Annotated in this window: 22 protein-coding genes; 14 read left to right on the forward strand and 8 right to left on the reverse strand. The window is 57.9% G+C overall.

Annotation, left to right across the window (positions count from 1 at the left end):
• Positions 1-253: 253 nt before the first annotated feature.
• The 4 genes from QP752_RS10665 to QP752_RS10680 are packed head-to-tail and all read left to right on the forward strand — an operon-like array spanning position 254 to position 8319.
• The gene (locus QP752_RS10665; protein ID WP_070975398.1) at positions 254-2248 is read left to right on the forward strand and encodes an AlpA family transcriptional regulator; all 1995 of its coding nucleotides are present in this window, start codon (positions 254-256) and stop codon (positions 2246-2248) included.
• A gap of 52 nt (positions 2249-2300) precedes the next feature.
• The gene (locus QP752_RS10670; protein WP_284805477.1) at positions 2301-3932 is read left to right on the forward strand and encodes a class I SAM-dependent DNA methyltransferase; all 1632 of its coding nucleotides are present in this window, start codon (positions 2301-2303) and stop codon (positions 3930-3932) included.
• Positions 3932-5044: a restriction endonuclease subunit S gene (locus QP752_RS10675; protein ID WP_284805478.1), complete on the forward strand. Its 1113-nt coding sequence runs from the start codon at positions 3932-3934 to the stop codon at positions 5042-5044. Before QP752_RS10670 ends, QP752_RS10675 begins: the two co-directional genes overlap by 1 nt.
• Positions 5045-5079: 35 nt before the next feature.
• Entirely contained in the window at positions 5080-8319 is a 3240-nt protein-coding gene (locus QP752_RS10680) for a type I restriction endonuclease subunit R (RefSeq protein ID WP_284805479.1), read from the forward strand.
• A 184-nt stretch (positions 8320-8503) separates the two neighbouring features.
• On the opposite strand, the gene QP752_RS10685 is transcribed toward QP752_RS10680, so the two are convergent.
• Positions 8504-9877: an AIPR family protein gene (locus QP752_RS10685; RefSeq protein WP_284805480.1), complete on the reverse strand. Its 1374-nt coding sequence runs from the start codon at positions 9875-9877 to the stop codon at positions 8504-8506.
• A gap of 404 nt (positions 9878-10281) precedes the next feature.
• On the reverse strand, positions 10282-10497 hold the full coding sequence (locus QP752_RS10690; protein WP_284805481.1) for a hypothetical protein: 216 nt from the start codon (positions 10495-10497) through the stop codon (positions 10282-10284).
• Between the two features lie 562 nt (positions 10498-11059).
• On the opposite strand from QP752_RS10690, the gene QP752_RS10695 reads away from it, so the two are divergent.
• On the forward strand, positions 11060-11491 hold the full coding sequence (locus QP752_RS10695) for a cupin domain-containing protein (protein ID WP_143000773.1): 432 nt from the start codon (positions 11060-11062) through the stop codon (positions 11489-11491).
• A gap of 14 nt (positions 11492-11505) precedes the next feature.
• Here QP752_RS10695 and QP752_RS10700 read toward each other — a convergent pair whose 3' ends face one another.
• Together QP752_RS10700 and QP752_RS10705 are read right to left on the reverse strand one after the other, a co-directional pair.
• A complete protein-coding gene (locus tag QP752_RS10700; protein WP_070975392.1) occupies positions 11506-11937 on the reverse strand; it encodes a DUF488 family protein in 432 nt (143 codons plus the stop codon).
• Positions 11938-11949: 12 nt separating this feature from the next.
• Positions 11950-12105: a hypothetical protein gene (locus tag QP752_RS10705; protein ID WP_255366092.1), complete on the reverse strand. Its 156-nt coding sequence runs from the start codon at positions 12103-12105 to the stop codon at positions 11950-11952.
• Positions 12106-12440: 335 nt separating this feature from the next.
• Here QP752_RS10705 and QP752_RS10710 point away from each other — a divergent pair, with 335 nt between their 5' ends.
• Positions 12441-12953 (forward strand): GNAT family N-acetyltransferase, encoded by a 513-nt coding sequence (locus tag QP752_RS10710; RefSeq protein ID WP_070975391.1) that lies wholly within the window; start codon positions 12441-12443, stop codon positions 12951-12953.
• Positions 12954-12963: 10 nt separating this feature from the next.
• On the opposite strand, the gene QP752_RS10715 is transcribed toward QP752_RS10710, so the two are convergent.
• Both QP752_RS10715 and QP752_RS10720 read right to left on the reverse strand, forming a co-directional pair.
• Positions 12964-13716: a hypothetical protein gene (locus QP752_RS10715; protein ID WP_284805482.1), complete on the reverse strand. Its 753-nt coding sequence runs from the start codon at positions 13714-13716 to the stop codon at positions 12964-12966.
• Positions 13709-13909 (reverse strand): hypothetical protein, encoded by a 201-nt coding sequence (locus QP752_RS10720; protein WP_070361681.1) that lies wholly within the window; start codon positions 13907-13909, stop codon positions 13709-13711. The genes QP752_RS10715 and QP752_RS10720 overlap by 8 nt, the downstream gene beginning before the upstream one ends.
• Before the next feature lie 24 nt (positions 13910-13933).
• Between QP752_RS10720 and QP752_RS10725 the strand changes: the two genes are divergently transcribed.
• The 4 genes from QP752_RS10725 (at position 13934) to QP752_RS10740 (ending at position 17004) form a co-directional block, all read left to right on the forward strand.
• A complete protein-coding gene (locus QP752_RS10725) occupies positions 13934-14428 on the forward strand; it encodes a helix-turn-helix transcriptional regulator (RefSeq protein ID WP_284805483.1) in 495 nt (164 codons plus the stop codon).
• A 152-nt stretch (positions 14429-14580) separates the two neighbouring features.
• Positions 14581-15942 (forward strand): amino acid permease, encoded by a 1362-nt coding sequence (locus QP752_RS10730; protein ID WP_284805484.1) that lies wholly within the window; start codon positions 14581-14583, stop codon positions 15940-15942.
• A 70-nt stretch (positions 15943-16012) separates the two neighbouring features.
• Positions 16013-16423, forward strand: coding sequence for a helix-turn-helix domain-containing protein (locus tag QP752_RS10735; RefSeq protein ID WP_070361684.1), 411 nt, complete (start codon positions 16013-16015; stop codon positions 16421-16423).
• Complete coding sequence (locus QP752_RS10740; RefSeq protein WP_284805485.1) at positions 16420-17004, forward strand: PIN domain-containing protein; 585 nt, start codon at positions 16420-16422, stop codon at positions 17002-17004. The genes QP752_RS10735 and QP752_RS10740 overlap by 4 nt, the downstream gene beginning before the upstream one ends.
• A gap of 221 nt (positions 17005-17225) precedes the next feature.
• Here QP752_RS10740 and QP752_RS10745 read toward each other — a convergent pair whose 3' ends face one another.
• Complete coding sequence (locus tag QP752_RS10745; RefSeq protein WP_284805486.1) at positions 17226-18959, reverse strand: ATP-binding protein; 1734 nt, start codon at positions 18957-18959, stop codon at positions 17226-17228.
• Positions 18960-19510: 551 nt separating this feature from the next.
• Between QP752_RS10745 and QP752_RS10750 the strand changes: the two genes are divergently transcribed.
• Together QP752_RS10750 and QP752_RS10755 are read left to right on the forward strand one after the other, a co-directional pair.
• Complete coding sequence (locus QP752_RS10750; RefSeq protein WP_070478719.1) at positions 19511-20467, forward strand: diaminopimelate dehydrogenase; 957 nt, start codon at positions 19511-19513, stop codon at positions 20465-20467.
• Between the two features lie 129 nt (positions 20468-20596).
• On the forward strand, positions 20597-21394 hold the full coding sequence (locus tag QP752_RS10755) for a hypothetical protein (RefSeq protein ID WP_284805487.1): 798 nt from the start codon (positions 20597-20599) through the stop codon (positions 21392-21394).
• 217 nt (positions 21395-21611) lie between these two features.
• On the opposite strand, the gene QP752_RS10760 is transcribed toward QP752_RS10755, so the two are convergent.
• Positions 21612-21755 (reverse strand): hypothetical protein, encoded by a 144-nt coding sequence (locus tag QP752_RS10760; protein WP_176754794.1) that lies wholly within the window; start codon positions 21753-21755, stop codon positions 21612-21614.
• Positions 21756-22025: 270 nt separating this feature from the next.
• Between QP752_RS10760 and QP752_RS10765 the strand changes: the two genes are divergently transcribed.
• The gene (locus QP752_RS10765) at positions 22026-22718 is read left to right on the forward strand and encodes an RNA-binding domain-containing protein (protein ID WP_336621667.1); all 693 of its coding nucleotides are present in this window, start codon (positions 22026-22028) and stop codon (positions 22716-22718) included.
• A partial coding sequence (locus tag QP752_RS10770; RefSeq protein WP_284805489.1) for an ATP-binding protein occupies positions 22702-23276 on the forward strand: 575 nt, incomplete at its 3' end. The genes QP752_RS10765 and QP752_RS10770, both read left to right, overlap by 17 nt.

Below are 23276 nucleotides of genomic sequence, written 5' to 3' on the forward strand. Positions count from 1 at the left end.
TGAATATCGTGACTCAGGGTAGCGGAAGCACCCGACACCAGCTACCTATACCGTCGCCACACCTTGCAGCAAGCAGCAGCGCCCACCCATTCGTTTCAGGGTTAAGATAATCGGCCTTAAGAACCCTTAAGGACGTTTAACAATGTAGGTTTGAGCGGTTGCACCAAAGTTCCCTTATGGTGAATAGCAGAGCAATCAGCAATGACTGTTCGCCCCTATTTCCCATCGCTCCCCCTACGAAAGGAGGCACACCATGACCGCCACCATGACGCTCGCCGACATCGCTCGCATGACCGGCGTCGCACGCCCTGCGGTCAACGAGTGGATCCGGCGCTTTAATGCAGAATCCGCCTCCCCCTTCCCCGCCCCCTACGAAGAACATGACGGCCGTTCCTACTACGCCGTCGCCGATGTTCAAGGCTGGCTGCGCACAACGCAGCTCGGCCATCGTGCTACCGCGGTGGATGATGCACTCTTCCATTCTTCTCTCTACCAGATGCTGCTCAGCCACCCTGCCCACGCCGCACTCAGCCTCTTACAGTGCAGCACGGGTTTTGAGGAACCTTCCCTAGATTCCTCTACCGAGGTCATAGACGCCCTCACTGCCTCATACGAACGCGCCGCAGACAGCACCCCTACTGCCGTCTCGCACGCCGATATCAACGAAGCAGCCGAGCTCGTCACCGAGGCGGCTTTCACGCCTGCTGCAGTATTGGCCCGACTTGCCCACGATCTCGGCGCTCAACGTCAGGTTCTGCTGTCTTCTCGCTTCTCTGCGCGCGTAACCTCTGCTTTGAAAGAAGCCCTCACTGTTTCAGGTCCTGCACCGCTCATCATCCCTACTGATGAATACAGCCTGGGACTCGTCGCAGACCTGGTCCGTAGTCTCACGGAACCGATGTCACTCACCATCGGTTATCGGAAGGAGTGCGCTCCCGCCTCTCTCTTCTGGGCTGAACTGGCGTGCCGCAACGTGGAGTTCCTCGACGTCAGCGAGGAGATCCCCTCGGATTCCTTCATCATCCACGCAACGTCCGCGCAACCCGAAAAAGTCCAAGAGTACTTCGACGGCCTCCAGGATTGGCTCGACCACTTGGATGACCGTGGCGCGCTCCTCTGCGTATCCTCCGCAGGCTTACTCATCGAAGATTCCGCAGCGCAGAGTATCCGCCGGCGTTTCCTCGCGCCGACAGAAACCGGCGCACTGGCCCCGCTCCGCTACAGCGCGCGCCTGCCCCGCGGCATTTTCCCTGACCGTGGCCAACAGCAAGGCGCCTTGTGGATCTTCAAGCGCCCCAACCGCGCTGCAGTCGCCAACTCCGCCGACGCACCGGTAGTGCTTGCAGACGTACCCGACGTAACCGCGCCCGGACTCATCTCGGACTGGGTCACCATGCTTACCACTCCGGACGATGCTCTCAAGCACACCTTTGTGCGCGGCCGCACACTGCGTGCCGCCGCTGCATGGCGCAGCCGCACTCATTCTCTTGATGATTCCGTCTTTACTAGCAAGCCAGCAGTATCGGCTGCTGACCTCATCCACACCGCACATCAGGCCGGATGGGACATCAGCTCTATAGGACTCGAGGACACGCAGCCACAGGTCGGCATGCGCGCCGACACTGAGTCCACGCGCATTGAATACCGTCCTTGGAAAGCCGCAACTAATACGCGAACCGGAGTTCTTCAGAAACTCAGCGGCTCCCGCATTGCCGAACGTGATCTCGCCCCTGAAGCAGTAGCAAAACTGGAACTCATCGGTGAACCCGAAATTCTGGGGAGCATTCCACAGGGCGCACGTTGTATCGATCGTCTCCGGCTGGAAGACATTGCACCGCGCGGCACCCTCACAGAACCAGGGGATGTGGTCTTCATCAAGAGCCCGAGACCACGCGCGCTCATCGATGAGGAAGGCGGCAAGCTAGTCACTGCACCGGCGCAAGCACTACGATGCCGCACCTTCCGTGGACGCAGCCATACTCCCTTGGAACAGGTCTGCATTCCCTACCTCGTAGAGAAGGCTATAAACGAAGCTGTCTCCTCCGAGTTGGGATCGGTGTACTTCCCCGTATTGCCTCGCAAGAATGTGGAACACCTCAGCACAGTCGAGCAACAGCTCGGCGCACGGCGTCGCCAGTTGGTTGAGCAGCTAAGGAGTATCGATGTTCTACGGCACAACCTCACTATTTCAATAGGTACCGGTGCTGTCACCACCGCTGAATCTCGTGCACAATCCCCGCCAGGCTAATAACAGAGTTCAACATTCAAAAACACAAACACCGTTATATATAAGGAGAAAAATGACTAACTCAGTCAAGGATGAGCAGAACGTAGAGTCTGCCTCCGCCACCACCCTCAAAGAGCTCAAGGACACTTTATGGAAGGCAGCAGACAAGCTGCGCGGTTCCATGGACGCCTCTCAGTACAAGGACATCGTCCTAGGACTGGTGTTCCTCAAATACGTCACTGATGCTTTCGACGCCCGGCGCGCAGAACTGCGTGCCGAAGGCGAGGAGCGCGGCGATAGCGAAGAGTACATCCAGGAAGACCTGGAGGATATCGACGCTTACCGTGAGAAAAACGTCTTCTGGGTCGACCCCACCGCTCGCTGGACCTTCTTGCGCGACAACTCGAAGGGCAAGACGGCCGACGCTGGCCAGGAGTACCAGTCCATTGGCAAGCTCATCGATAACGCGATGAAGCAGCTCATGCTGGACAATGAGTCACTGTTAGGTACCCTGCCCACCAACTTCGCCTCGGATAGCGTTGACCAGCGTCGTTTGGGCGAACTCATCGACTTGTTCAGCACCACCCGCTTCACCGCGGAGGGTCCAGAACGCGCACGCGATTTGCTGGGTGAGGTCTATGAATACTTCCTGGAGAAGTTCGCCCGTGCTGAGGGAAAGCGTGGCGGTGAGTTCTACACCCCGCGCCCCGTCGTCCGCACTCTCGTTGAAATCCTGGAGCCGACCCAGGGTCGCGTCTACGACCCGTGCTGTGGCTCAGGCGGCATGTTCGTGCAGGCTGAGAAGTTCCTCGAAACCACGGAGAAGGACCGCACTGCTCTGGCCATCTACGGTCAGGAGCTCAATGAACGCACCTGGCGCATGGCTAAGATGAACCTGGCCATCCACGCCATTAGCTCTGCTGGCTTGGGCGAGCGTTGGGCCGACACCTTCGCCCGCGACATCCATCCAGGCAAGCAGATGGACTACGTCATGGCCAACCCACCGTTCAACATCAAGGATTGGTCGCGCAACGAGGAAGACACTCGCTGGAAATACGGCGTTCCGCCCAAGCGCAATGCAAACTTCGCGTGGATGCAGCACATCATCTCCAAGCTCACTTCTCAGGGCGAGGCCGGCGTCGTCATGGCCAATGGCACGATGACGTCGAACTCCTCCGGTGAAGGCGATATCCGCAAGGCCATGGTGGAAGACGACATCGTTTCCTGCGTCATCGCTCTTCCTGCGCAGCTCTTCCGCGGTACGCAGATCCCGGTCTGCATCTGGTTCTTCGCCAAGGACAAGAAGGCCGGTTCTAAGGGCACCATCGACCGCACCAACCAGGTGCTCTTCATCGATGCCCGCGAGCTCGGCCACATGATTGACCGCACTGAGCGCACCTTCAGCGACGAAGACATCCAGAAGATCGCCGACACCTACCGCCTGTGGCGCGGCCGCACCTCCGCACCGAAGGGCGAGGCTTACGAAGACATCGCCGGCTTCTGCAAGTCCGCCTCCCTCGACGACATCCGCGACGCCGACTTCGCCATGACCCCCGGCCGCTACGTCGGCTTCGCCGAAGCCGAAGAAGACGACGAACCCATCGACGAGAAAATCACCCGCCTCACCGGCGAGCTCACCGCCGCGCTTGACGACGCCGCCCGCCTGGACAAGGTTGTCCGCGAACAGCTGGGGAGGTTGAAGTAATGCATTCAAATTGGCGCACCACCACACTTGGAGAGACACTTCCTTTTTCCTACGGAAAGAATCTCCCAGCTAAGACTCGCAGCCATACAGGTGAATTCGATGTAGTTACTTCTGCAGGTGTTGTCGATAGCCACAACGAGGCATATGTACACGTCCCGTCCATAGTCATCGGAAGAAAGGGAACAATTGGTTCCCTCACCTATTGCCCCAATCCCGTTTGGCCGACCGATACAACATTCTTTGCAACAGAAACAGATGCCTGTAGCCTTCGTTTCGGCTATTACTTACTACACACGCTCCGTTTACGAGAACTAAATAACGACAGCGCTGTTCCTGGACTTAATCGAAGCGACGCACACGCCTTAGAAATTCACCTTCCGCCTCTCTCGGAGCAAGTCGGCATTGCGAAGGTTCTAGGAGCGCTCGACGATAAAATCGCCGCAAACAATCGAGCTAAGGGCATCGCACTCGATTTAATTAAAACCCTTGGTGGAAAACCAACGAACACCGTTAAACTGTCTGTTCTGTGCGAACGAAGCACACGCTCAATTAAGCCAGAAGCCATTGAAGCCAAAACAGTCTTGCACTACAGCCTCCCGGCGTTCGATCTCGGTGCTCCTGCACAGGAAGATCCAGCAACTATTAAGAGCAACAAATTCTCACTTGAACGTCCCTGTGTTCTGCTGTCGAAGTTGAATCCACATACGCCCCGAATCTGGAGTGTCCCCGTCATCAACGAAGACGTTCCAATGATCGCGTCTTCGGAATTTGTTGTGCTTCGACCAACAACCTGTAGACAAGCACAGCTTTTTGCAGCCACAGCACAACCTGAGCTTTTCCATCACCTGGAGTCACTGACGGGAGGAACTTCAAAAAGTCACCAACGCGTACGTCCTGCCGACATCTTGACTAGCGAAGTTCCTGACACACGAACGCTTTCTGCTGAAGAATCACAAATGCTTGAGTTGCTAACACTCCGATTCGAAAGTTTGGTGATAGAAAACCAAGTCCTCGCCCGCACCCGCGATGAACTCCTCCCCCTCCTCATGAGCGGCCGCATCACGGTCGGTGAGGCGGAGGACGTTGCGGGCACGGCGGCATCGGAAAGCTAAGCACCCCTACCCCTACAACCCCAAAGGAGAAGCTCATGTTGAGCGAAGAATCCCTCGAACTCATTGTTCAGGACCACCTGGCTGAACTGGAATGGCAGGCCGGCCACGGTCCGGACTTTGCGCCGGGCTCCGGCGAGCGCGACACGTGGAATGACATCGTGCTGCGCGGGCGTCTGCGCAATGCCGTGCGAAACCTCAACCCGAGCGTGCCGGAGGAGTACCTCGACCAGGCGATTGGTGAGGTCATCACGCCGAAGTCACAGTCCGCGATTGCGGAGAACCGGCGCATTCACCAGATTCTGGTGGAAGGCTACCGCGGCATCGAGTACATCGACCACGAGGGCAATTTCCAGAACCCGACCATCTATTTCCTGTCCTCGCAGCCGCACAAGAACGACTATTTGTCGCTCAACCAGGTCACCATTGCGAACCTTGACGGCGAGCGTCGATTCGATGTGGTCTGCTACGTCAACGGCATGCCGCTGGCGTTTATCGAGCTGAAGAAGACGGGCGCGAATACCTCAATCGAAGGCGCCCACAACCAGCTGCAGACCTACGTTCAGGAATTCGGCATGGCCTTCCGCTTTGCCAATATTGTGATTCCTTCGAATGACATCAGCGCGAAGTACGGTACGCCGTTTACTCCGTGGAACCATTTTGCACCGTGGAACGTGGATGAGGACGGCAGCCCGGTAGACCCCCAAAACATGGTTGTGGTCGGCGAGCCGGTCACGCAGCTGGACCTGTTGCTTGATGGTCTGTTTAATGTGGAGCGTTTTGGACAGCTCTACAGCGACTTCACGGCGTTCGATGACACGGCTGAGGGGCTAGTCATGCGCATCGCGAAGCCGCACCAATACTTCGCGGTGACCAAGGCTGTGGGTTCCACAATCACGGCGGCGCGCGGCGACAAGCGCGCGGGCGTCATCTGGCACACGACGGGTGCAGGCAAGTCCATGGAGATGGAGCTCTACACCGCCAAGATTATGCGTCGGCCTGAGATGCTCAGCCCGACCGTCATTGTGCTCAATGACCGTACCGAGCTAGATGAGCAGCTCTTCGAGACCTTCAACCGGTCCACCATCCTGCCGGAGGCACCGCGCAATATCGAGTCGCGTACTGAGTTGCGTGAGCTGCTGTCGCAGAAGACCTCCGGCGGCATCTACTTTTCCACGCTCCAGAAGTTTGGCTTGAATGGAAAGGGCGAGCTCCGCGAAAAGGAGCACCCGTTGCTCTCTGACCGAAGCAACATTGTGGTCATCGTTGATGAGGCACACCGCTCCCACTATGGCTTTGGCGACACCGCGGCTGACGGCTACGCACAGCACCTACGCAATGCGCTGCCGAATGCCACCATGTTGGCGTTTACCGGTACCCCGCTCAAGGAATGGGACCGCAACACGCGCAAGGTCTTCGGCGATGACGTCGACATCTACGACATGAACCGCGCCGTCGAAGATGGTGCCGTGGTGCCCGTCTACTTCGAGCCGCGCCTCATCCCACTCAAGCGCATTGCTGGGATTACCGATGACGAGATTGATGACACCGCCGAGGAAGTGCTCACGGGTCTCGACGAGGTGGAGCGCGACCGGATTCAGCGCTCCGTCGCAGCGTTGGAAATCATTTACGGTTCCGACGACCGCTTGGATGCGCTCGCTGAGGACTTTGTTCGCCACTGGGAAGACCGTCGCGAGAACATGCGGGAATTCATCGGTGCACCGGGCAAAGCCATGATCGTGACCGCCACGCGTTCCATTGCAGCACGCCTCTACTCCAAGATCGTGGCACTGCGCCCTGAGTGGCATTCGGATGCCGATGACAAGGGCAAGATCAAGGTCATCTACTCTGCCGCGCCGTCCGACCCGGATGAGCTCAAGGTCCATATGCGCCGCCCGAGTGCGCTCAAGGCAGTGAAGAACCGCATCAAGGATGTCGACGACGAGCTGGAAATCGCCATCGTTCAGTCTATGATGCTCACCGGCTTCGATGCGCCGCCGCTGCACACGCTCTACATTGACCGCTCGCTCAAGAGCGCGCTGCTCATGCAGACCCTCGCCCGCGTCAACCGCACGTTCCGAGGCAAGCAGGATGGTCTCCTTGTCGCCTATGCTCCGCTGGTCGAGAACCTAGAGAAGGCGCTGGCTGAGTTCACGCTCAACCCCTCCGACGACGGTACGAAGGTCACGGGACAGGACGTCGAAGAAGCGCTCAATCTGGCGAAGGGATTCCTGGCTCGTCTCGACGCCATTGTGGGAATCGAATGGAAGAACACCGCTTTCATCGATGACGCCAACCTTCGCCGTGCCTTGCTCGACGTCACTGGTTTCCTTCGTAATCCAAGAACCGAAGGAAACTACGACCCTGAGAAGCCAAACGCACGCCCCGTCGCTGATGAGTTCAAGCGTCAGGCTGGAAGGCTCGCGCGTGCATGGGCGCTTGCGTCCAACAGCCCTGCCGCCGATGAATTCCGTCCGAGCGTGCAGTTCTATTCCGAGGTCAAGAACTGGCTCATCAAGCTCGAAGCGGGCGACCGCGTGGCCAATGGCGAGCCGATTAGCGACTCCATCCGTAACGCCCTAGGCAAGCTGGTCGTTGATTCGGCTGAGGCCACCGGCGTCATCGACATCTACCGCCAAGCCGGGATCGAGATTCCGAACTTGCAGGATCTCACCGTCGACCTGTTCAAGGACAAACAATCCCCCTCTGAGGTCTCGTTGCTCATCGACGGCTTGCGCCGCCAGCTCCAGCAGGAAGCCCGCACCGCCACAGGAAACAACGAGCTGCGCTCCAAGCAGTTCTCCGAGCGGATCACCGAGCTGATGAATCGGTACACCAATCAGCAGCTCACGGCCGCTGAAATCATCGCTGAACTCATCCGCCTGTCCAAGGAGATTGTCAAGGAAAGCAAACGCGGTGAACAATTCACCCCGCCACTGGGCAATGACGAGCTCACCTTCTTCGACGCGGTGTCGACAAACGAATCCGCAACCGAGCTCATGGACGACGAAGTTCTTGCTGAAATCGCACGCCAGCTCGTTTCCATGCTGCGTCGCGATGCCAAGACCGACTGGACAGTACGTGATGACGTACGTGCGAAACTACGCCGCTCGGTCCGCAGGTTGCTACGCGACTACAAGTATCCCCCGGACAAGGCGCCGGAGGCCATCAAGCTCGTGCTTGAACAGATGGAGAAATTCGCGCCAAGGTATTCAGCGGCGGTGTGCGAACAAAGTGACGCTACCTTCCCGGCGGTGCTTTCGCCTCGCTGCTACTAGGTTGGCAGGCACGAGCCAGGAAAGACATGATGAGCAACGACAAGTTCGGATACACGGTGGGCTGTACACGTTCGGCAGATACAGCTCGGGGTTGTTTATTGCGCTGGCGCGGTCGGGGCTAATCTTCGCTGCAAAAAGTTTGGTGCATCCCGCTAATCGGAGATGCACCGTTTTATTTGGCGGATTAGCCGAGCAGCGTCTCGAGGACCATATTGCGTGCCTTGTCGTACGTTGCGTTGTAGGACGCGGCGTTCTTGCCCACAATTTGTGGGTTCCAGTTGGTCATTTCGATGATCGGTTTGAGGGCACGGATGATTTCTTGGAGGTTGTTCATGTCGCTGAAGAACTCCACTGGATTGATCATCCAGATCAGTTGCTCGTTCTCACTGTCGACCTTGATAAGGGCCTGTAGCGCAAATACGACGGGGAGCAGGAAGCCTGCGGGTGGCACTTCGTGATTGACCGGCTCATTAGAGAACGGTGTGTAGTTGACTCGCTTAGAAGTTTTCTTTACGGCGAGGATGCGGCCGAAGGAGCCACCGGTGGCGTTGTAGGCCTCTTTGTACCCCTTGTACATGAGGTCGTAGCACTGCAGAATTTCCGGCATCATGTCAAAGGCCGATGCGATGTAAGGGTCGAGAACTACGTAGCTCTTTCCGTCGGATGTTTGCTCCGCAGCGCCCTTTGCTTGCATGAGTTTTGTGAAGCGCGAGAGTGATTCTGCCTTTGAGGAGTACGCCGTTGTTGCTGGCAGTGCGGCCACGTCGTAGTCGTCAAGGGTCGGTACCTTTGACATGGCTACCCAGGTGAGGGACACAAGCATGCGGGGGTCGATGCGTTTGTTGTCGTTGGTGCTCCAGGTGACGTCGTCGACGAGTTCTTCTGGCAGTGACGCCTTGAGGAAGTCGAACACGCCGCTTTGGTTAGCGATCGCGTCTGCGGCCAGTTGTGCATTCTGATTTCGGTTTGCACAAATCTGCAGGATGAGGTTGTTGAACTCGGTGATGACGTCTCCATCAGCGTCTTCGGTTCGAGGGGCAACAATCTCGACTGGTACGAGGACCTCAAGGAGCGGGTCGTGCTTTTCGCGCTTGAGTGTTTCGATTTCCTTCGCGTGCTCGGTCCAGCATTCCTTGAGCTGATCCCAGAACTTGATCTTGCGCAGCTGAGATTCTGGAACTCCAATCGCCATTAGGACAGTGAGTGCGATTGCCATGAGGTTGTGGCCACCGTCGAGGACGCCTTCGCGCTCTGGGTCTGCGAAGTGCAGCTGGTAGCGGTTTCGTTCGCGCTCCAGTACGTTGGAGCAGCCAATGAGCAGGCCCTTTGAGTAGAACGGCATCATTTCTGGCGAAGTAAGCAGCGTTTCTACGATGTCTTGGGTGATTGCCGTTCGCTTTGGACGGCGGGGGTTGGCTGTCAGATCTTCCTGCGTGATGAGGTCGATGCAGTTTGCGATGTTGATGAGGCCGGTGATGCGGTTCAGCGGGCCAATGTCAGCCATGTTGCGGTGGGCCATCTTGATGACGATGGTGCGGTCAGTATTGTCGTTCTGCATTGTTTTTCCTTTCGGAACGTAGGACTCGAAGCGGTACTTCTCCGTGGCTGATGAACGTCGCATTCCGATGTAAGGAAATCCACAAGACCCTCCGGTCCCGTTCGTTCTATCCACCAACCCATCCGGGTCAGTTCTTTTTCGAGGAGTTCAGCGGATTTGCTGCTCTCTGATAACTAAGCGTAGGTAGAGTCAACCACCTTGTCAACATTCTATAATGTGAAATAGGCCACAAAATAGAATAAGTTAATCTGATGGGCAGTAAAACCGCTGGCCAAACATATTTATTTTATCGGCTGCTGGTAGCCGCCATACCTTCTCGACGCCCCACCCCTCCACTCCTATCTGCAATTCTGTTCACAAAATCCTGACTCCACAGGCGAAGCACTTCCTCACCCCACCCCACCTCAGAAGGCCTCCAGCCTCCGCACCCACTGGGCGAGGGTGCCGTCGATGACAGCGGCATGCAATATAGCGGGGCCAACGATCCACTGTCCGGTGAACTCGCCTGAGTCTCCCATCACTTCGGTGGGGAGCACGGTTTGGAGCGGGGTGAACGTAGTCGTCGCCATGCGCCGCAGAATCTGGTCGATCGCAGTGTAGTTGGGGTGGTTGGGTGCCATCATCACCTACGGCACGTCGTCTTGACTCAATGTTGAAATCCATGTACCTTTGAGTCATCAAGCCGCAAGGCAAATAGGCTCTGGCCCCCGAGAAATCGGGGGCTATCTTTTATTTTCTGGGTATCGGAGACGTAGCCAATACGTTTGGTATCCATTTCTGGTTCTTAAACCAACCCCCTAGCTCAGGATTGATTGCGCGGAGCAGCTCGATGCAGTCTCGGTGTGCATTCTGAATCCGATTTTTGTCTTTGACTAGCGGGCGTCGATGAGTAGCTCGGTTGCGTAGTTCTTTGACCGCAAGCGCCTGGCTTTGGAAACGCCTGCGATTACTGGAGCTTCGGCCATAGGACGAGAGGTTCGGTTCAAGCGCCTCATTCCAAAGAATTACGCGAGCATTGCGTTCTCCCGCATGAGGCTTGGGGAGAAGATGCACCCACTGACCAAACGTCAGCCCCGCTAACGAGTCATCCTGCGTACGCCACACGCTGCGGACTGAGCCGATAACATGGTGCGTAAACGCCCAGACGCCACTACCCCCGATATCCCAAAGATTGGATCAACGATGTCTCAGCCAAAAGACGACCTACCTGTCAACCGCCCCGAAGTGTTTGGTGCTGCAGACTCGGCAGACTCGACCGACCACGCCACCTGCATCCAGACGATCAACGCCGTTGCTCCGCGGCCAGACAATGCGCGACCGGGCGTCAAGCGACTGCTGCAGGGCGACGGCGCGAACCTCATCGTCTTCAATTTCTGCCCTGGCCAGACGCTGCCGGATCACAAGGCGGCCCACCCGATCACCGTGCAGTGCCTCAACGGCTCGCTGGAGTTCGAGTGCGGCGGCGAGCGCTTCCCGCTGAAACCAGGCGAAGTCGTCCACTTGCGCGCGTACGTGCCGCACGCGGTTTACTGCCCGGATAACGCCCTGTCGGCGGGCAACATTTTGCTGCTCAGCATGCTTACGGGCGAACGCCACGGCGAGCAAGACAGCTAAGCCCAAACACAACCCTAAAGGTGCACGATCTCCACGTCGTCCCAAACTTCGGCGAGGTACTCGGCGGCAACTAACCGGTGGCAGGTAGAGGGGTCGGCTTCGGAGCAAAGCAGCACGGCGTCGTCAAAAAGCGAGCGGTCCAGAGACGAAACCTTCCCAGCGTCGTACTCCTCGCGCAGCTGCTTCGAAAACTCATCGAAGCCAACCTCGTCATGCCGATACGCGTGCATCAGATCCGCCGACGGCGCGAGAGCGAGCTCGTGCGTGTACGGCATGTCCAGGATGACCCGCAGGAAGTAGCGCAGGTCGTCCTTCTTGGTAAACCCGGCGAGCTGGTTCGTGTTCGAGCGGCGAATATCCACCACGCGCCGCACGCCGGACTCGCGCAGAATGTCGAAGAACTCCTCCGCGCTCTTGTGTGAAAACCCGAGTGTGTAAATTCGCATAATCCTCCTAGATCACGAAGCCTTGCTAGCGAGTCGCTCGGCAGCGTTGACCATGTTCTGGGTCATGAGGCAGGCGTCGGTAAAGCCTTCGACGAACACCTGCGTCTTGCCCGCGGCCACCGCGTCGATCGAAAGGGCTTCAGGCTTGGGCGCAAGTGCATCAGTCACGCAGCCCACGGTACCGCAGGGACTCTTGCTTATCGACGCCCCACTGCCCCACCAAACGTCTCCCGCTGTGCCCTCGCGTTGCTCCACCCGGCGCAGCGGCGCTACCCGCAGCCTCCATACCCCACACCCGATGCCATTCAGCGTTGATTTCTCAAAACTGGCGGATGGAACTGTTTTGAAAACCATATCGGATTGTTGGTCGAGGTCACCCCGGGAAACCGGATGGATTTATACACACATAATGTCCCTTAAGCCCGGATTACTCCCATCTGCAATTCTGTTCACAAAATCCCGACTCCGCTCGTGACGCTTATCCCTTCCCTTATCCTGTCCCCATGCCTACGATTCGCCGCGCCACGCCTGCCGACGCCGACGCCCTCGTCGAACTATCCACCACCACGTTCACGGAGACTTTCGGCCACCTCTACGACCCGGCCGACCTGGAAACCTTCCTCACCGAAGCCTACGACCTGCAGAAACACAAAACCCTCCTCGCCGACCCAGACCACGCCATCTGGCTCGTCGAGGACAACGGCGCCCTCGTGGGCTACGCGCTGGTCGGCCCCTGCAGTCTCCCCCACCCGGACGTCCTTCCCGATGACCGCGAACTTAAACGCCTCTACCTCCTTGCCGATCACCAAAAGTCCGGCCTCGGCTCCACGCTCATCGAGCTTGTCCTCGACTGGATTGGTCCGCGTACCGCGTGGCTCGGGGTCTGGTCGCAAAACTTTGGGGCGCAGCGCTTCTATCACCGCTACGGCTTCTCCAAGGCCGGCGAGTACTTCTTCAAGGTCGGCAATCACCGCGACCACGAGTTCATTTACCGACGCCCCGCGTCCTGTTGCTAATCCGCTGGGTTTAATCTCGAACGATTTTGGCGTCGTTATCCGACGGACATTCCCAGCTTTCGGGTACGGGCATCTGGAACTCATTCACGAGTATCTCGTATGCCGTTTGAGGACAGTCGCGTATAGCGGCTGCTGTTTGGATCTTTCGCCATTTCAAGCGTGACTTTTTTAGGTGCGTCTTCCATCTGCCTAGATCGGTATCGAGGTTGAACTCCTGGCGGAGGCTCTCTAAGACATCTTCCAATGACGGGCGGAAACGGTGCCCACCAGTAGGGAAATGGATTTTTGAGAGTCGAGGGAATTCCGAAGTAAATTTCTTTATCTTCTGATCGTTCGTTGAATCCAACTTCTTTGTTAGGCCTAGAAGGTGGGCTACTTCGTCCCGATGCGCGTGAACGTGGAAGTGCGAACTCGGTCTGTTGCTTTTGTTGCGGTCGTACTCAACTCTGAAAAGCGGTTCGTCGTTTGATTTTGCTTGAGTGTGAACAGCGAAGCTGGAGTTCTCCACGGCCAAGAAACTGTGAGTTGAATCCCAGGTGCATTTAAACGTCGGACGCAATCCGAGTATTACGTGCCCGTTCCAAGATAGAGGAATGATGCCTACACGGTCCTCTATCTGCTTTAGGCGGATCGAAATGCTGCCGTTCTCAACTATTTTGCTACTAAACTCAAAATGCTGTCCGGTGAAGGCTTCCACCGTAGCGGCGAGGTCTGCGCTGAACTCGGCGACCAGGGCCTGTAATTGCTCAGCGTTTTTAGTCATCGCCAAGGAGCCAGCGCAGTTCCGAAACACGCTCCCACACGGCGAATTCACGGGGTGTGAGATTGTAGTTGTCCGCACGCTCTTCAAACTCTTCGAACGAGTCCCCAGAAAGGGATTCGATCGACTTTTTGAGTTCAGCAAGCTCATGACGTGCAGCTTCTTTCGACAGATTTTCAACGAGCGGGGCGGTCATGATCGCTCCTTTCGGGTAGGGCAAGTGAAAATTGAAAATGAACTATATGCCTTTATCTTAACTTTGCAAAAGACAAACGGATCCTGCCACCCCCAAACGATATGGAACAAACGTGCGATATGTTTCTGGATTTTCCTCGTGAATGCGATGCTGACCAAACTCCGTGAAACCGGCACGATCGTGCCGAAACTGCCTCTTGCGCACCACTATTCCGCACAATATACTTCAAAACGGCACGATCGTGCCGAAACTCCAAAAGGCCGAACCCCCCAGAACCGCGACACGAAAGGCCCCATGTCCCCCACGCCCCGCAGTCTCGGCGAGCAGGCTCGCGAGCAACGCCGTGCCATGCGCCTGACGCAGGCGGACGTGGCCGACCTGTCGATGGTGTCGGAACGGTTCATTCGAGAGTTTGAGCAGGGAAAACGTTCTGTCCGGCTGGATAAGGTTGAGGCCGTGCTGGCTGTGCTTGGTTTGGATGTGGTGGCGGTGCAGCACGTTCCGGAGGCGCTCCGATAGCGAGGCGCAAATCTGTTCACAAAATCGCTAAGGACAGTTTTCGACACCTTCCGCCCAACCCTCCGCGCAGCTGGCCGTCGATAAGTTAGCTCAATTTCATTCATCGGCTAAGGTGTGTGGGGTCACATTATTGTCGAGCGAGAGAGGATTTCATGAGCGAGCGCGCCACGGACCCCGTACCTTTCAGCAGCGAGCACCAGGAGGTTGCCGCTGACGAGTTCGAGCTGGAGAACCTCACGCCGGCGGACAAGCGCGAGATCCGCCGCACGCGGCGAGCCCCGTCTCCGGACGGTAGTACCTGGTCGTGGGCGATTACGCTGTTCGGTACCGCGGTCGGCGCCGGAATCCTCTTCCTTCCTATCGACGCCGGTTCCTTCGGCTTCTGGCCCCTCCTGCTTGCGACGATCCTGGTTGGGCCAATGGTGTTTTTCTCGCACCGGATGTATTCGAGGATTGTGTCGGCGTCGCCGGTGAAGGGTCTGGACGTGCTGCAGGTCATCACTTCCCTGGCTGGGCGGAAGCGTGGCCTGGCCACGGCGCTGATGTATTGGCTCGCGATCTATCCCATCGTGCTGATTTATGGCGTTTCGGTGACGAACACGATGGACAGTTTCATCGTGAACCAGATGGGCGGCCCGCACATTGACCGTTGGCTGCTGGCCACGATTTGTGTCGGCGTGATGACGGGCGCCTACGCCCTCGGCAAGAAGGCGACGCTGTGGTTCGCGAATCTGCTGGTGTATCCGCTGATCGTGGCGCTCGCTGCCGTCTCCCTGTACTTGATTCCGTACTGGGACTTGGAGAGTTTCATGGCGTACAAGTCGGATGTGCCGCTGTGGAAGGCGATGCTGTTTGTGCTGCCTGTGCTGGTGTTTTCCTTTTCGCATATGGCGGCGGTGTCGCAGTCGGCGTTGGATGTGCAGAAGTCGCACGACGGTGATGTGGCCGGTACGGAGAAGGAGGTCTCCAAGATTGAGTTGATCACTTGTACGCTCCTGGTCAGCTTCACGATGTTCTTCGTCTGGTCCTGCACGCTCGCCCTCGGCGCGGATGGCATGGCCGCCGTGCGCGAGGAGAACATTCCGGTCCTCTCCTACTTCGCCAACACGACGAATGCCCCGTTCATGGCGGTGGTGACTCCGGTGGTCGCGCTGTGTGCGATTGCGTCGTCGTACTTTGGGCACATGCTTGGCACGGAGGAGGGCACGCAGTACCTGTTGCGTGCGGTGGCGCCGAATGCGACGGAGAAGTGGAATCCGCGTGCGGTCCGCGCGGGCATCTATCTCTTCGTCTTCGTATCGACGGTCGCTGTCGCCATCTTCAACCCGTCAATCCTGGATTTGATCTCGGTCGTCGGCGGTATCTTCATTACCTTGCTGGTTTACATCGTGCCGATGCTCCTCTTCCGCCACGCGACCGCCTTCCGCCATTACGCCAACCAGCCGGAGGCGATCTTCGTGTTCGGCCTGGGCATCGTGATCATTTGTGTCACGGTCTGGCAGATGGTGGCGTAGTACGGCGGGTTGCACGTTTATGGTGTGGATGTTACAGTTATAAGTGTAAACCCTCTGGAGGTGAAGCGCTGTGACAACGAAAACTAATCCGGCAATTGAGGTCACCCAAGCTGTCGAGCAGCAGGCCAGCCAGGTCGTGGCTAACCCCGAAACGTTTCATGATGCCGTGCGCGGTACGTTTCCACCTGCATTAGCCTCATTTATCGAGTCCATCTTGGCCAGGGTCGCGCGCGGAGAGAGCGTCGCGCTTTCCCGCCCCTCCGAGATACTCACCACCACTGAGGCCGCTGAGTATCTCGGGATCTCTCGGCCGACTCTGATGAAACGGATTCGAGAAGGCGAAATCGATTACTTCAAAGCCGGGTCACACACGCGGCTTCGCAGGGAAGACGTCGTCGCATACTTGCAGCGGTGCCGTGCGCGCGCACGTCACGAGTTCGATGCGATTCGAGAGCTCGATAATGAGATCGAAGGCCTGTGAGTATTCCAGTCCTTTTTGACGCTAACGTCTGGTACTCGCGCACTCTCACCGACTGGTGCTTCCTTCTCTTCCTGGGCTCTGATAAAGATGTCGAGCCACCATTCTTTCCAGTGTGGACCGAGGATATTATCGCCGAAGCTCAGTATCATTTGCGCAGAAATAACCCACACGCTCCCGAGGGTGCTATTTCAAAACGCTTCAAGCGAATTCGCGGTGCGGTGGCGGAATGGGAAATCTCCGGTTTTGCTGTTGGCAAGTATGGGTACGCGGACATTCATGATCATCACGTTCTCAGCGCTGCCGTGGCTGGCAACGTCCAGTACGTCGTCACCAGCGACAGGGGACTCGTTGACTATGTTGGCTCACAGCAGTTTCTGTTTGACGTGGTGACTCCGGATGATTTCTTTTGCCACATTTTTGAGGCGTTCCCAGGGCTTTGTAAGAGGGTGGCGCAGGAAAACGAGGCTTATTGGGAGAAGGTGAAGGGCATCAAAGCGGCGGACCGGCCGATAACTGCTGTAATGCTAGAGCGCTCGGGCTGTCCGAATTTCGCAACGGTTATTGATTACGTTTTAAGATAGTGGGCACGGTCGGTGCCGTGCAGCAAATTCCATTGTGGACTGTTTGCGACCTGGACGTTTCAGAATCGCTCCTCCACCCCGGTAGGTAAAACCCCAGGTAATTCTTTTTAGGACCATTTTAAGGCTCTGAAAGATATCGGAAAGATATCACGCGCCGAGAAGTGGCAATTCTGGCCGTTTGTGCAGGTCAGAGAATTGTTTCGATATCTTTCTATCTCTTTCTACGCCCGAATCCAACGGGTGCCGCGGCCTCGCGGAGGACCATCCGGGTCGATCTTCGCGCGCCCGAGGCTGCGCAAGTGTCGAAGGATCCGGCCTGCTTCGGCGACGCTGACACCGGTCTGGTCGGCGATGTCGGCGGATTGGAGTGCGGCACCGTCGTGGAGTTTGGCCTCGATCCATTCCTGGACGCTCACGGTGGCCAGGTCGCCGGGTTGTCCCAGGTTAAGGAGTTTCCGGGCTTCACCGCTGAGGGTCCACTCGTCGGCGTCGGTGACGGGGTCGAGAAGGCCGCGGGCGACGAGGTCGTCCATAAGCTCATGTACCTCAAGGGTAGTGAGCTGGGTTTTCTGTGCAGCCGTTGTTGCTGTAATGAGCGGCGCGGAGTTGAGGTGCCAGAGCACAATCAGTGCCGCAACACTATCGACGACCTCCTCGCCGAAACGCTCCGAAAGCTTCCGCAAGCCCTTGATGAAGTTGGTATCTGGCTGCTGCGCTGCTAGCACCACCTGCACATTTGCCTCGGTCGCGGTTACCTCCGGGGCGCTGCGGCCGGTGCGGATCATGGTGGTCCACATGCGGTCGAAACCGCGCGAGCTTTCCTCTGCGAGGCCGAGCGTGCGCATCGCTGCCATGAGTCGATTGTTCCGTGGCACTGAGGGCGTCGATAGCAATGTATCAACCGTTACGCCTGGTGGGAGAGGTCCCGGAGAAGTGATCTTGAGCGTGCGGTTCGTTTGCTCGACCACTACTGGGCCGGGCAGGCGCCAGTCGCGGTGAATGAATGCGTTCGAGACGGCCTCGTCGACTGCCTGCGACGGGAACCTACTGATGGCGACTTCCTCACCATCTGCAAACTGCACGCGCTCAATCTCGCGGTCACCATTTTCCGCAATCAGACGTCGCAGGCGTGGCAACGCCAGCAGCAGAGGGTCTGAAATGAGCGTGGCCTGCGGTTCTTGCCCTGGGATGCTGCGCCACAGGTGGCGGACCACTACGTCTGTCGGGTTTGGTTGGGCGAGGAGGATTTCGGCGGCGCGCTTGAGTTGGCCGTCGTCACGCATGAGCCTGAGCTCTCGAAGCAGGCCAGTGGTGGTCTGAGGGATTGCCGCGTCCGAGCCCCGCGAGCGGCGATGCTCCCGCAGCATCCGCCGAGCCTCCTCGATGACGGGAAGTTGCAGGTCATCGACAGTGATATCGGCTGGGTCGTTCGAATAGTCAGGGTCTCGCCGCGCGGCATCGATCGCCCGGCGTAGCTCCTCTGTCATCGGCTGGCACGAGAACTGCGAGTCCGCCGTCCGCCTTTTCGCCGCGCCATCACCCCGCGTGTACAGTGCACGAGCCTCCGGTACGTGAATCACTACAAGCCGAGTGCCCCACGCATGCACCGCTGTGACCTGCACATTCATGTTCGGCTTCGTGCCATTGAAGATCCGCCGAGCAATGTCCTCCTCGCCCAGCTCAGTGCCAGTGAATGCGCCCGCGCCGGGAGTCCGGTCCGCAACGCCGACAACAATGTGTCCCGTCGCCGCCTCGCTGTTGGCCATACAAATAGCCTCATTCAACAGCTTCTCGACGAGCTTCGCCCTCCCGCCCTTCCCCTCACGAGCAGTGGGATCCTCCTTGAACTCCAAAATCAGCGACTCTTGCGAGTCCGCCGTCGCTCCATCATGAATCGCCTCCAGCGCTAAACGAACATACGAGGGGAGCGCGTCCCAAGCTGATTCCGTGACCATGTGGCAGATTGTACATTCCCCAGGTAATTCTTTTCGGAGCCAATTTTGGGAGTTGAAAGATATCGGAAAGGTATCGGGTGCTGGGAAAGTGTAGTTCTGAACGTTCGTGCAGGTCAACGAATTGTTTCTATATCTTTCTATCTCTTTCTATATCTTTCGGTGTGAGGGCGCCGGGTGCACCAAATTCCATCTCGCACAATCAGCGACCTGGCCTTTTATCCTCCAGCCCCGCCAAAAACCCGGGTTCTGGTGCACAGCAAACTGCCAGAAACACTATCGCCAGCGGAGCCAGTGCCAAAGGACGCACCCGAAAATTTACGACCTGGGAAAACACACGTTTCTAAAACCGAAATTGCGTCCTTTGGCACTCGCTCCCTGTGACCAAGCCACCAGCAAGCCACCAGCAAGCCACCAACCTGCCACCAACCTGCCACCAACCCGTCTTGCGCATTCCCTCACAACCGATGTACGAGTAAAGTAGGCCCGTAATTTATGGGCAAACAGCCCAGAAGCCACGAGCCCAAAGGGCCACGAGGAAAGGGAGGCGCATTATGCGTGTTGGCATTGTCGGCTATGGAAACTTGGGCAAGAGCGTGGAGCAGCTGGTGAAGCTGCAGCCGGATATGGAGTTGTCGGCGATCTTCTCGCGCCGCAGCAAGCTGGACACGGACACCCGCGTGTTGCCGGTGGCGGAGTTTGGCCAGTACAAGGACGAGATTGACGTCGCGATTCTGTGCCTGGGCTCTGCGACGGATATTCCGGAGCAGGCGCCGGAGTTCGCGAAGTACGTGCCTACCGTGGACACCTACGATAATCACCGTGACATCCCTCGTCACCGCAAGGCGATGGACGAGGTCGCGCGCGAGCACAACACGGTGTCCATCGTTTCCACTGGTTGGGACCCGGGCATGTTCTCGTTGAACCGCGCGATGGCGGAGGCAATTCTGCCGAACGCGCAGCAGCACACGTTCTGGGGCCCGGGCCTGTCGCAGGGTCACTCGGATGCGGTGCGCAGGATTGAGGGCGTCGCGAAGGGTGTGCAGTACACGATTCCTGCGCCGGATGCGTTGGATCGCGCGCGCCGCGGCGAGACCGAGGGTCTCGACGGCAAGTCCGCCCACAAGCGCGTCGTTTACATCGTGCCGGAGGATGGCGCCGACACCGCCGCCATCGAGCACACCATCCGCACGATGCCGGACTACTTCGTCGGCTACGAGGTCGAGGTCAACTTTATTGACGACGCCACCTTCGTCCGCGAGCATTCCGGCATGCCGCACGGCGGTCACGTGATCACCACTGGTGGCGTCGGCGAGAACCACCAGCTTGTCGAGTACACCCTGGAACTCTCCAGCAACCCCGACTTCACCGGCGCCGTCGCCGTCGCGTACGCGCGTGCGGCTGCCCGCCTCGCGGAGGACGGGAAGTCCGGCGCCTACACGGTGTTGGAGGTTCCGCCGTACTTGCTGTCCCCGGTCGCCCTCGACGACCTGATCGCCCGCGACGTCTAACTCACGGGTAGAGGGTGCCGCAAAAGGCCCTTAGAGATTTTGTGAACAGATTTGCATATGCAGATCTGTTCACATTTTTCTGACTCTTCTGGCTACACTTCCTGGAAATAGCATTTTCAGGAGGCCCCTGTGAAGAAGTTCATTGCCCTGTTTGTGGCGTTCGTGCTCGCAATCTTGGCAGCGCCGAGTGCTTCGGCGATCTCCGTGCGTGGCGACGCCGCTTCGCCCCGGTCCGCGGTGGCTGTGGTGCATGCGGGTGGGGGAGTGGAGGCGTCGAGAAATGGGTGGGAGGCGCGGCCGGCGCTGAGCCTGAGCAAGCTCTACCTGGGCTATTGGGTGCTGTACCACGGGGCGCCGCGGCATAAGGCGCTGGTGGAGGAGATGGTGCGCACCTCGAACGATGGCATTGCGGGCACGCTGGATGCTGCGTACCCACAGGCGATTGACGCGATCGCGCGCGACTTCAAATTGAGCGCTACTCAACGGCGTGGGAACTGGGGAGTGGCGAGTACGTCGGCGGTGGACGTCGCGAGGTTTGTGCAGGCCATCCGGCATGATCCGGTGGCCGCGCCGCTGCTGCGCGGCATGGCGCACGCGGCACCCGTCGCTGCCGATGGCTTCCCGCAGAACTACGGCACCTCGAGACTGCCCGGTGTCCAGGGCACGAAGTTCGGCTGGGCCGACGACCGTCGCAGCTCCACCGCGACGGTTAGTTACGGTGCCGGGTTCGCGGTCGCGGTGCTCACGTACGGTGATGTGCATGCGAACACGGTCGATGCGCAGCGTGCCGTCGATACCTCGGTGATGCCGGGGCCGAGCGGTGGCCGACGAGTTGTTGATATGTTGCCGCCGCAGACGCCGAACGAGATCAGGAACCTGGTTCCGAAGCATTGGGAGGTCCCGGCGGGCTCGTCGGTGCCGTGGTAAGGCGAGGTCCTGACCAGCCATTACGAGAATAGAGGGGGCTAATCGTCCAAGGTTTCGACGTTTCAGGAAAACCTTGGGAGATTAGGGGCAGGCGCAATTCTGTTCACAAAATCCCGAGCAAGCTTTTCATCGGCCAATCTCGACACAGAACGCCGAATGGAGCAGCTAGATCAGGCCCCCGGGCATCCGATGCGCATCGGCAAAGTGTCGTGGTGAATTACGGCAGCATTGCAGCGATGTTGGCTGGCAGCATCGGCTCGAGCGCTGGCAGTGCGACTGTGCCGAGGACGCCCGCGATCAGCAGCGCGATAGACGTCCAGAATGCTACTGCGCGTTCATGCTGCGCCACCCTGGTAATCAACCACGGCTCATCGTGGCTGTGTGTGGGGCAGTGGAGAATGCGCAGTGGGTCTGAGTGTGATTTTGAGTGTTGTTCTTCAAAATCGCACTCAGAATCGCTCTTACACAGTAAGATATGCCTTTAACCTGCGGGTTTTGAGTGCGATTCTGATTTATATTTTGAGTTATACTTCTATACATGAGCGAAACCGCTATCAAAACCACCATCAACACACTGCGAGACATAGGCAACGACACCTAAAAAATCGAAGCAAAAGATGCCTCGCATGGCTTGCCAAAGAGCATTGATGAAACTCTCTCTGCGTTTGGAAATATGCCAGAGGGTGGAGTCATCCTGCTCGGTGTGGCAGAAGAAGACGGCAGTTTCCCCGTGACAGGTATTTCCAGCCCAAAGACCGTAGAGAGTCAGTTAGCAAATAAAGCACGACAGAAGATCGTGCCTCCCCTCCACCTCGGTGCTATCGAAACTGCAACAGTCGATGGCAAGACTGTGCTGCAGTGCATCGTTCCTCCGCAGCCCTCGGACCGTAAGCCATTCCGGGTTGGGAAGGGCGGCCCCGCCTACATCCGGTCCGGTGACGGTGACTACGAGCTTGACCCAAACGAGGAACAGCTTCTTGTTTCGCAACGCGGAGTCCCAAAGCACGATCGGGCACCTGTGGAGGGCGCCAGCGTAGAACGAGACCTCGACCCGGATCTGCTTGAACAGTATCTGGAGCAAGAGCGCTCACAATCCAGGCGTCTTGCCCAACTACCGCGAGAAGAGCAGTTGATTCGCACCAACGTCGTCGCACCCGATACAGGCGAGCCCACGGTGGCAGCAATCTATGCCCTTGGTATACACCCTCAGCAGTTTTTGCCTCTCAACGTCAAAGCACACGTTACCCGCGGGCCACATGACCCCAGGGCAATGCGAATGCGGGACAGGGAAGAATTTCACCGGACCAGTGCCCGATTTGCTTGAAGCGGTAGTCGAGTGGGTCACCGACCACCTGCAAACAACCACCGTCTTTACTGATGGCCACGGCAAGGATGTGCCAGAGCTTCCCACGTTGGCCATTCGCGAGATTGTAGCCAACGCACTTGTCCACCGTGACCTGTCTCCGGCTAGCATGCTTGCCTACACACAAGTAGTAAAGCACTCAGACAAGCTCATCGTGGTCAACCCTGGCGGACTTTGGGGATTGACCGAAAGCGAACTTGGCAACACCGGACCGCGGGCACGCAATCCCGTCTTGTACCGCATGTGTACTGCAGTAAAGACGCCGAAAGGACACCGCGTCATTGAGGCGAGTGCGACGGGCATTCCCGCAGTACGTGAGGCTCTTCATGACGCCTTCCTCCCCGCCCCCTATTTCAAAGACAGAGTCATCGACTTCCAAGCGATCCTGACCTCTTCGACCATGCTTTCCGAAGCGGATCTCGCTTGGGCTACGAATCTTCCGGGGGGGTGTTCCTATATAGGTTGTCAACTCCGTGGGTGGGCTTGTTGGGGGCATGAAGGGCTTCTGCTTCGCCGTGT

The organism is Corynebacterium sp. UMB10321 (assembly GCF_030228725.1).
Taxonomy (GTDB): domain Bacteria; phylum Actinomycetota; class Actinomycetes; order Mycobacteriales; family Mycobacteriaceae; genus Corynebacterium; species Corynebacterium pseudogenitalium.

Excerpts from the sequence above, each read along its gene's own strand:
- QP752_RS10665 (WP_070975398.1), top strand. The coding sequence starts at position 254 with ATGACCGCCACCATGACGCTCGCCGACATCGCTCGCATGACCGGCGTC.
- QP752_RS10670 (WP_284805477.1), top strand. The coding sequence starts at position 2,301 with ATGACTAACTCAGTCAAGGATGAGCAGAACGTAGAGTCTGCCTCCGCC.
- QP752_RS10675 (WP_284805478.1), top strand. The coding sequence starts at position 3,932 with ATGCATTCAAATTGGCGCACCACCACACTTGGAGAGACACTTCCTTTT.
- QP752_RS10680 (WP_284805479.1), top strand. The coding sequence starts at position 5,080 with ATGTTGAGCGAAGAATCCCTCGAACTCATTGTTCAGGACCACCTGGCT.
- QP752_RS10685 (WP_284805480.1), bottom strand. The coding sequence starts at position 9,877 with ATGCAGAACGACAATACTGACCGCACCATCGTCATCAAGATGGCCCAC.
- QP752_RS10690 (WP_284805481.1), bottom strand. The coding sequence starts at position 10,497 with ATGGCACCCAACCACCCCAACTACACTGCGATCGACCAGATTCTGCGG.
- QP752_RS10695 (WP_143000773.1), top strand. The coding sequence starts at position 11,060 with ATGTCTCAGCCAAAAGACGACCTACCTGTCAACCGCCCCGAAGTGTTT.
- QP752_RS10700 (WP_070975392.1), bottom strand. The coding sequence starts at position 11,937 with ATGCGAATTTACACACTCGGGTTTTCACACAAGAGCGCGGAGGAGTTC.
- QP752_RS10710 (WP_070975391.1), top strand. The coding sequence starts at position 12,441 with ATGCCTACGATTCGCCGCGCCACGCCTGCCGACGCCGACGCCCTCGTC.
- QP752_RS10715 (WP_284805482.1), bottom strand. The coding sequence starts at position 13,716 with ATGACTAAAAACGCTGAGCAATTACAGGCCCTGGTCGCCGAGTTCAGC.
- QP752_RS10720 (WP_070361681.1), bottom strand. The coding sequence starts at position 13,909 with ATGACCGCCCCGCTCGTTGAAAATCTGTCGAAAGAAGCTGCACGTCAT.
- QP752_RS10730 (WP_284805484.1), top strand. The coding sequence starts at position 14,581 with ATGAGCGAGCGCGCCACGGACCCCGTACCTTTCAGCAGCGAGCACCAG.
- QP752_RS10745 (WP_284805486.1), bottom strand. The coding sequence starts at position 18,959 with ATGGTCACGGAATCAGCTTGGGACGCGCTCCCCTCGTATGTTCGTTTA.
- QP752_RS10750 (WP_070478719.1), top strand. The coding sequence starts at position 19,511 with ATGCGTGTTGGCATTGTCGGCTATGGAAACTTGGGCAAGAGCGTGGAG.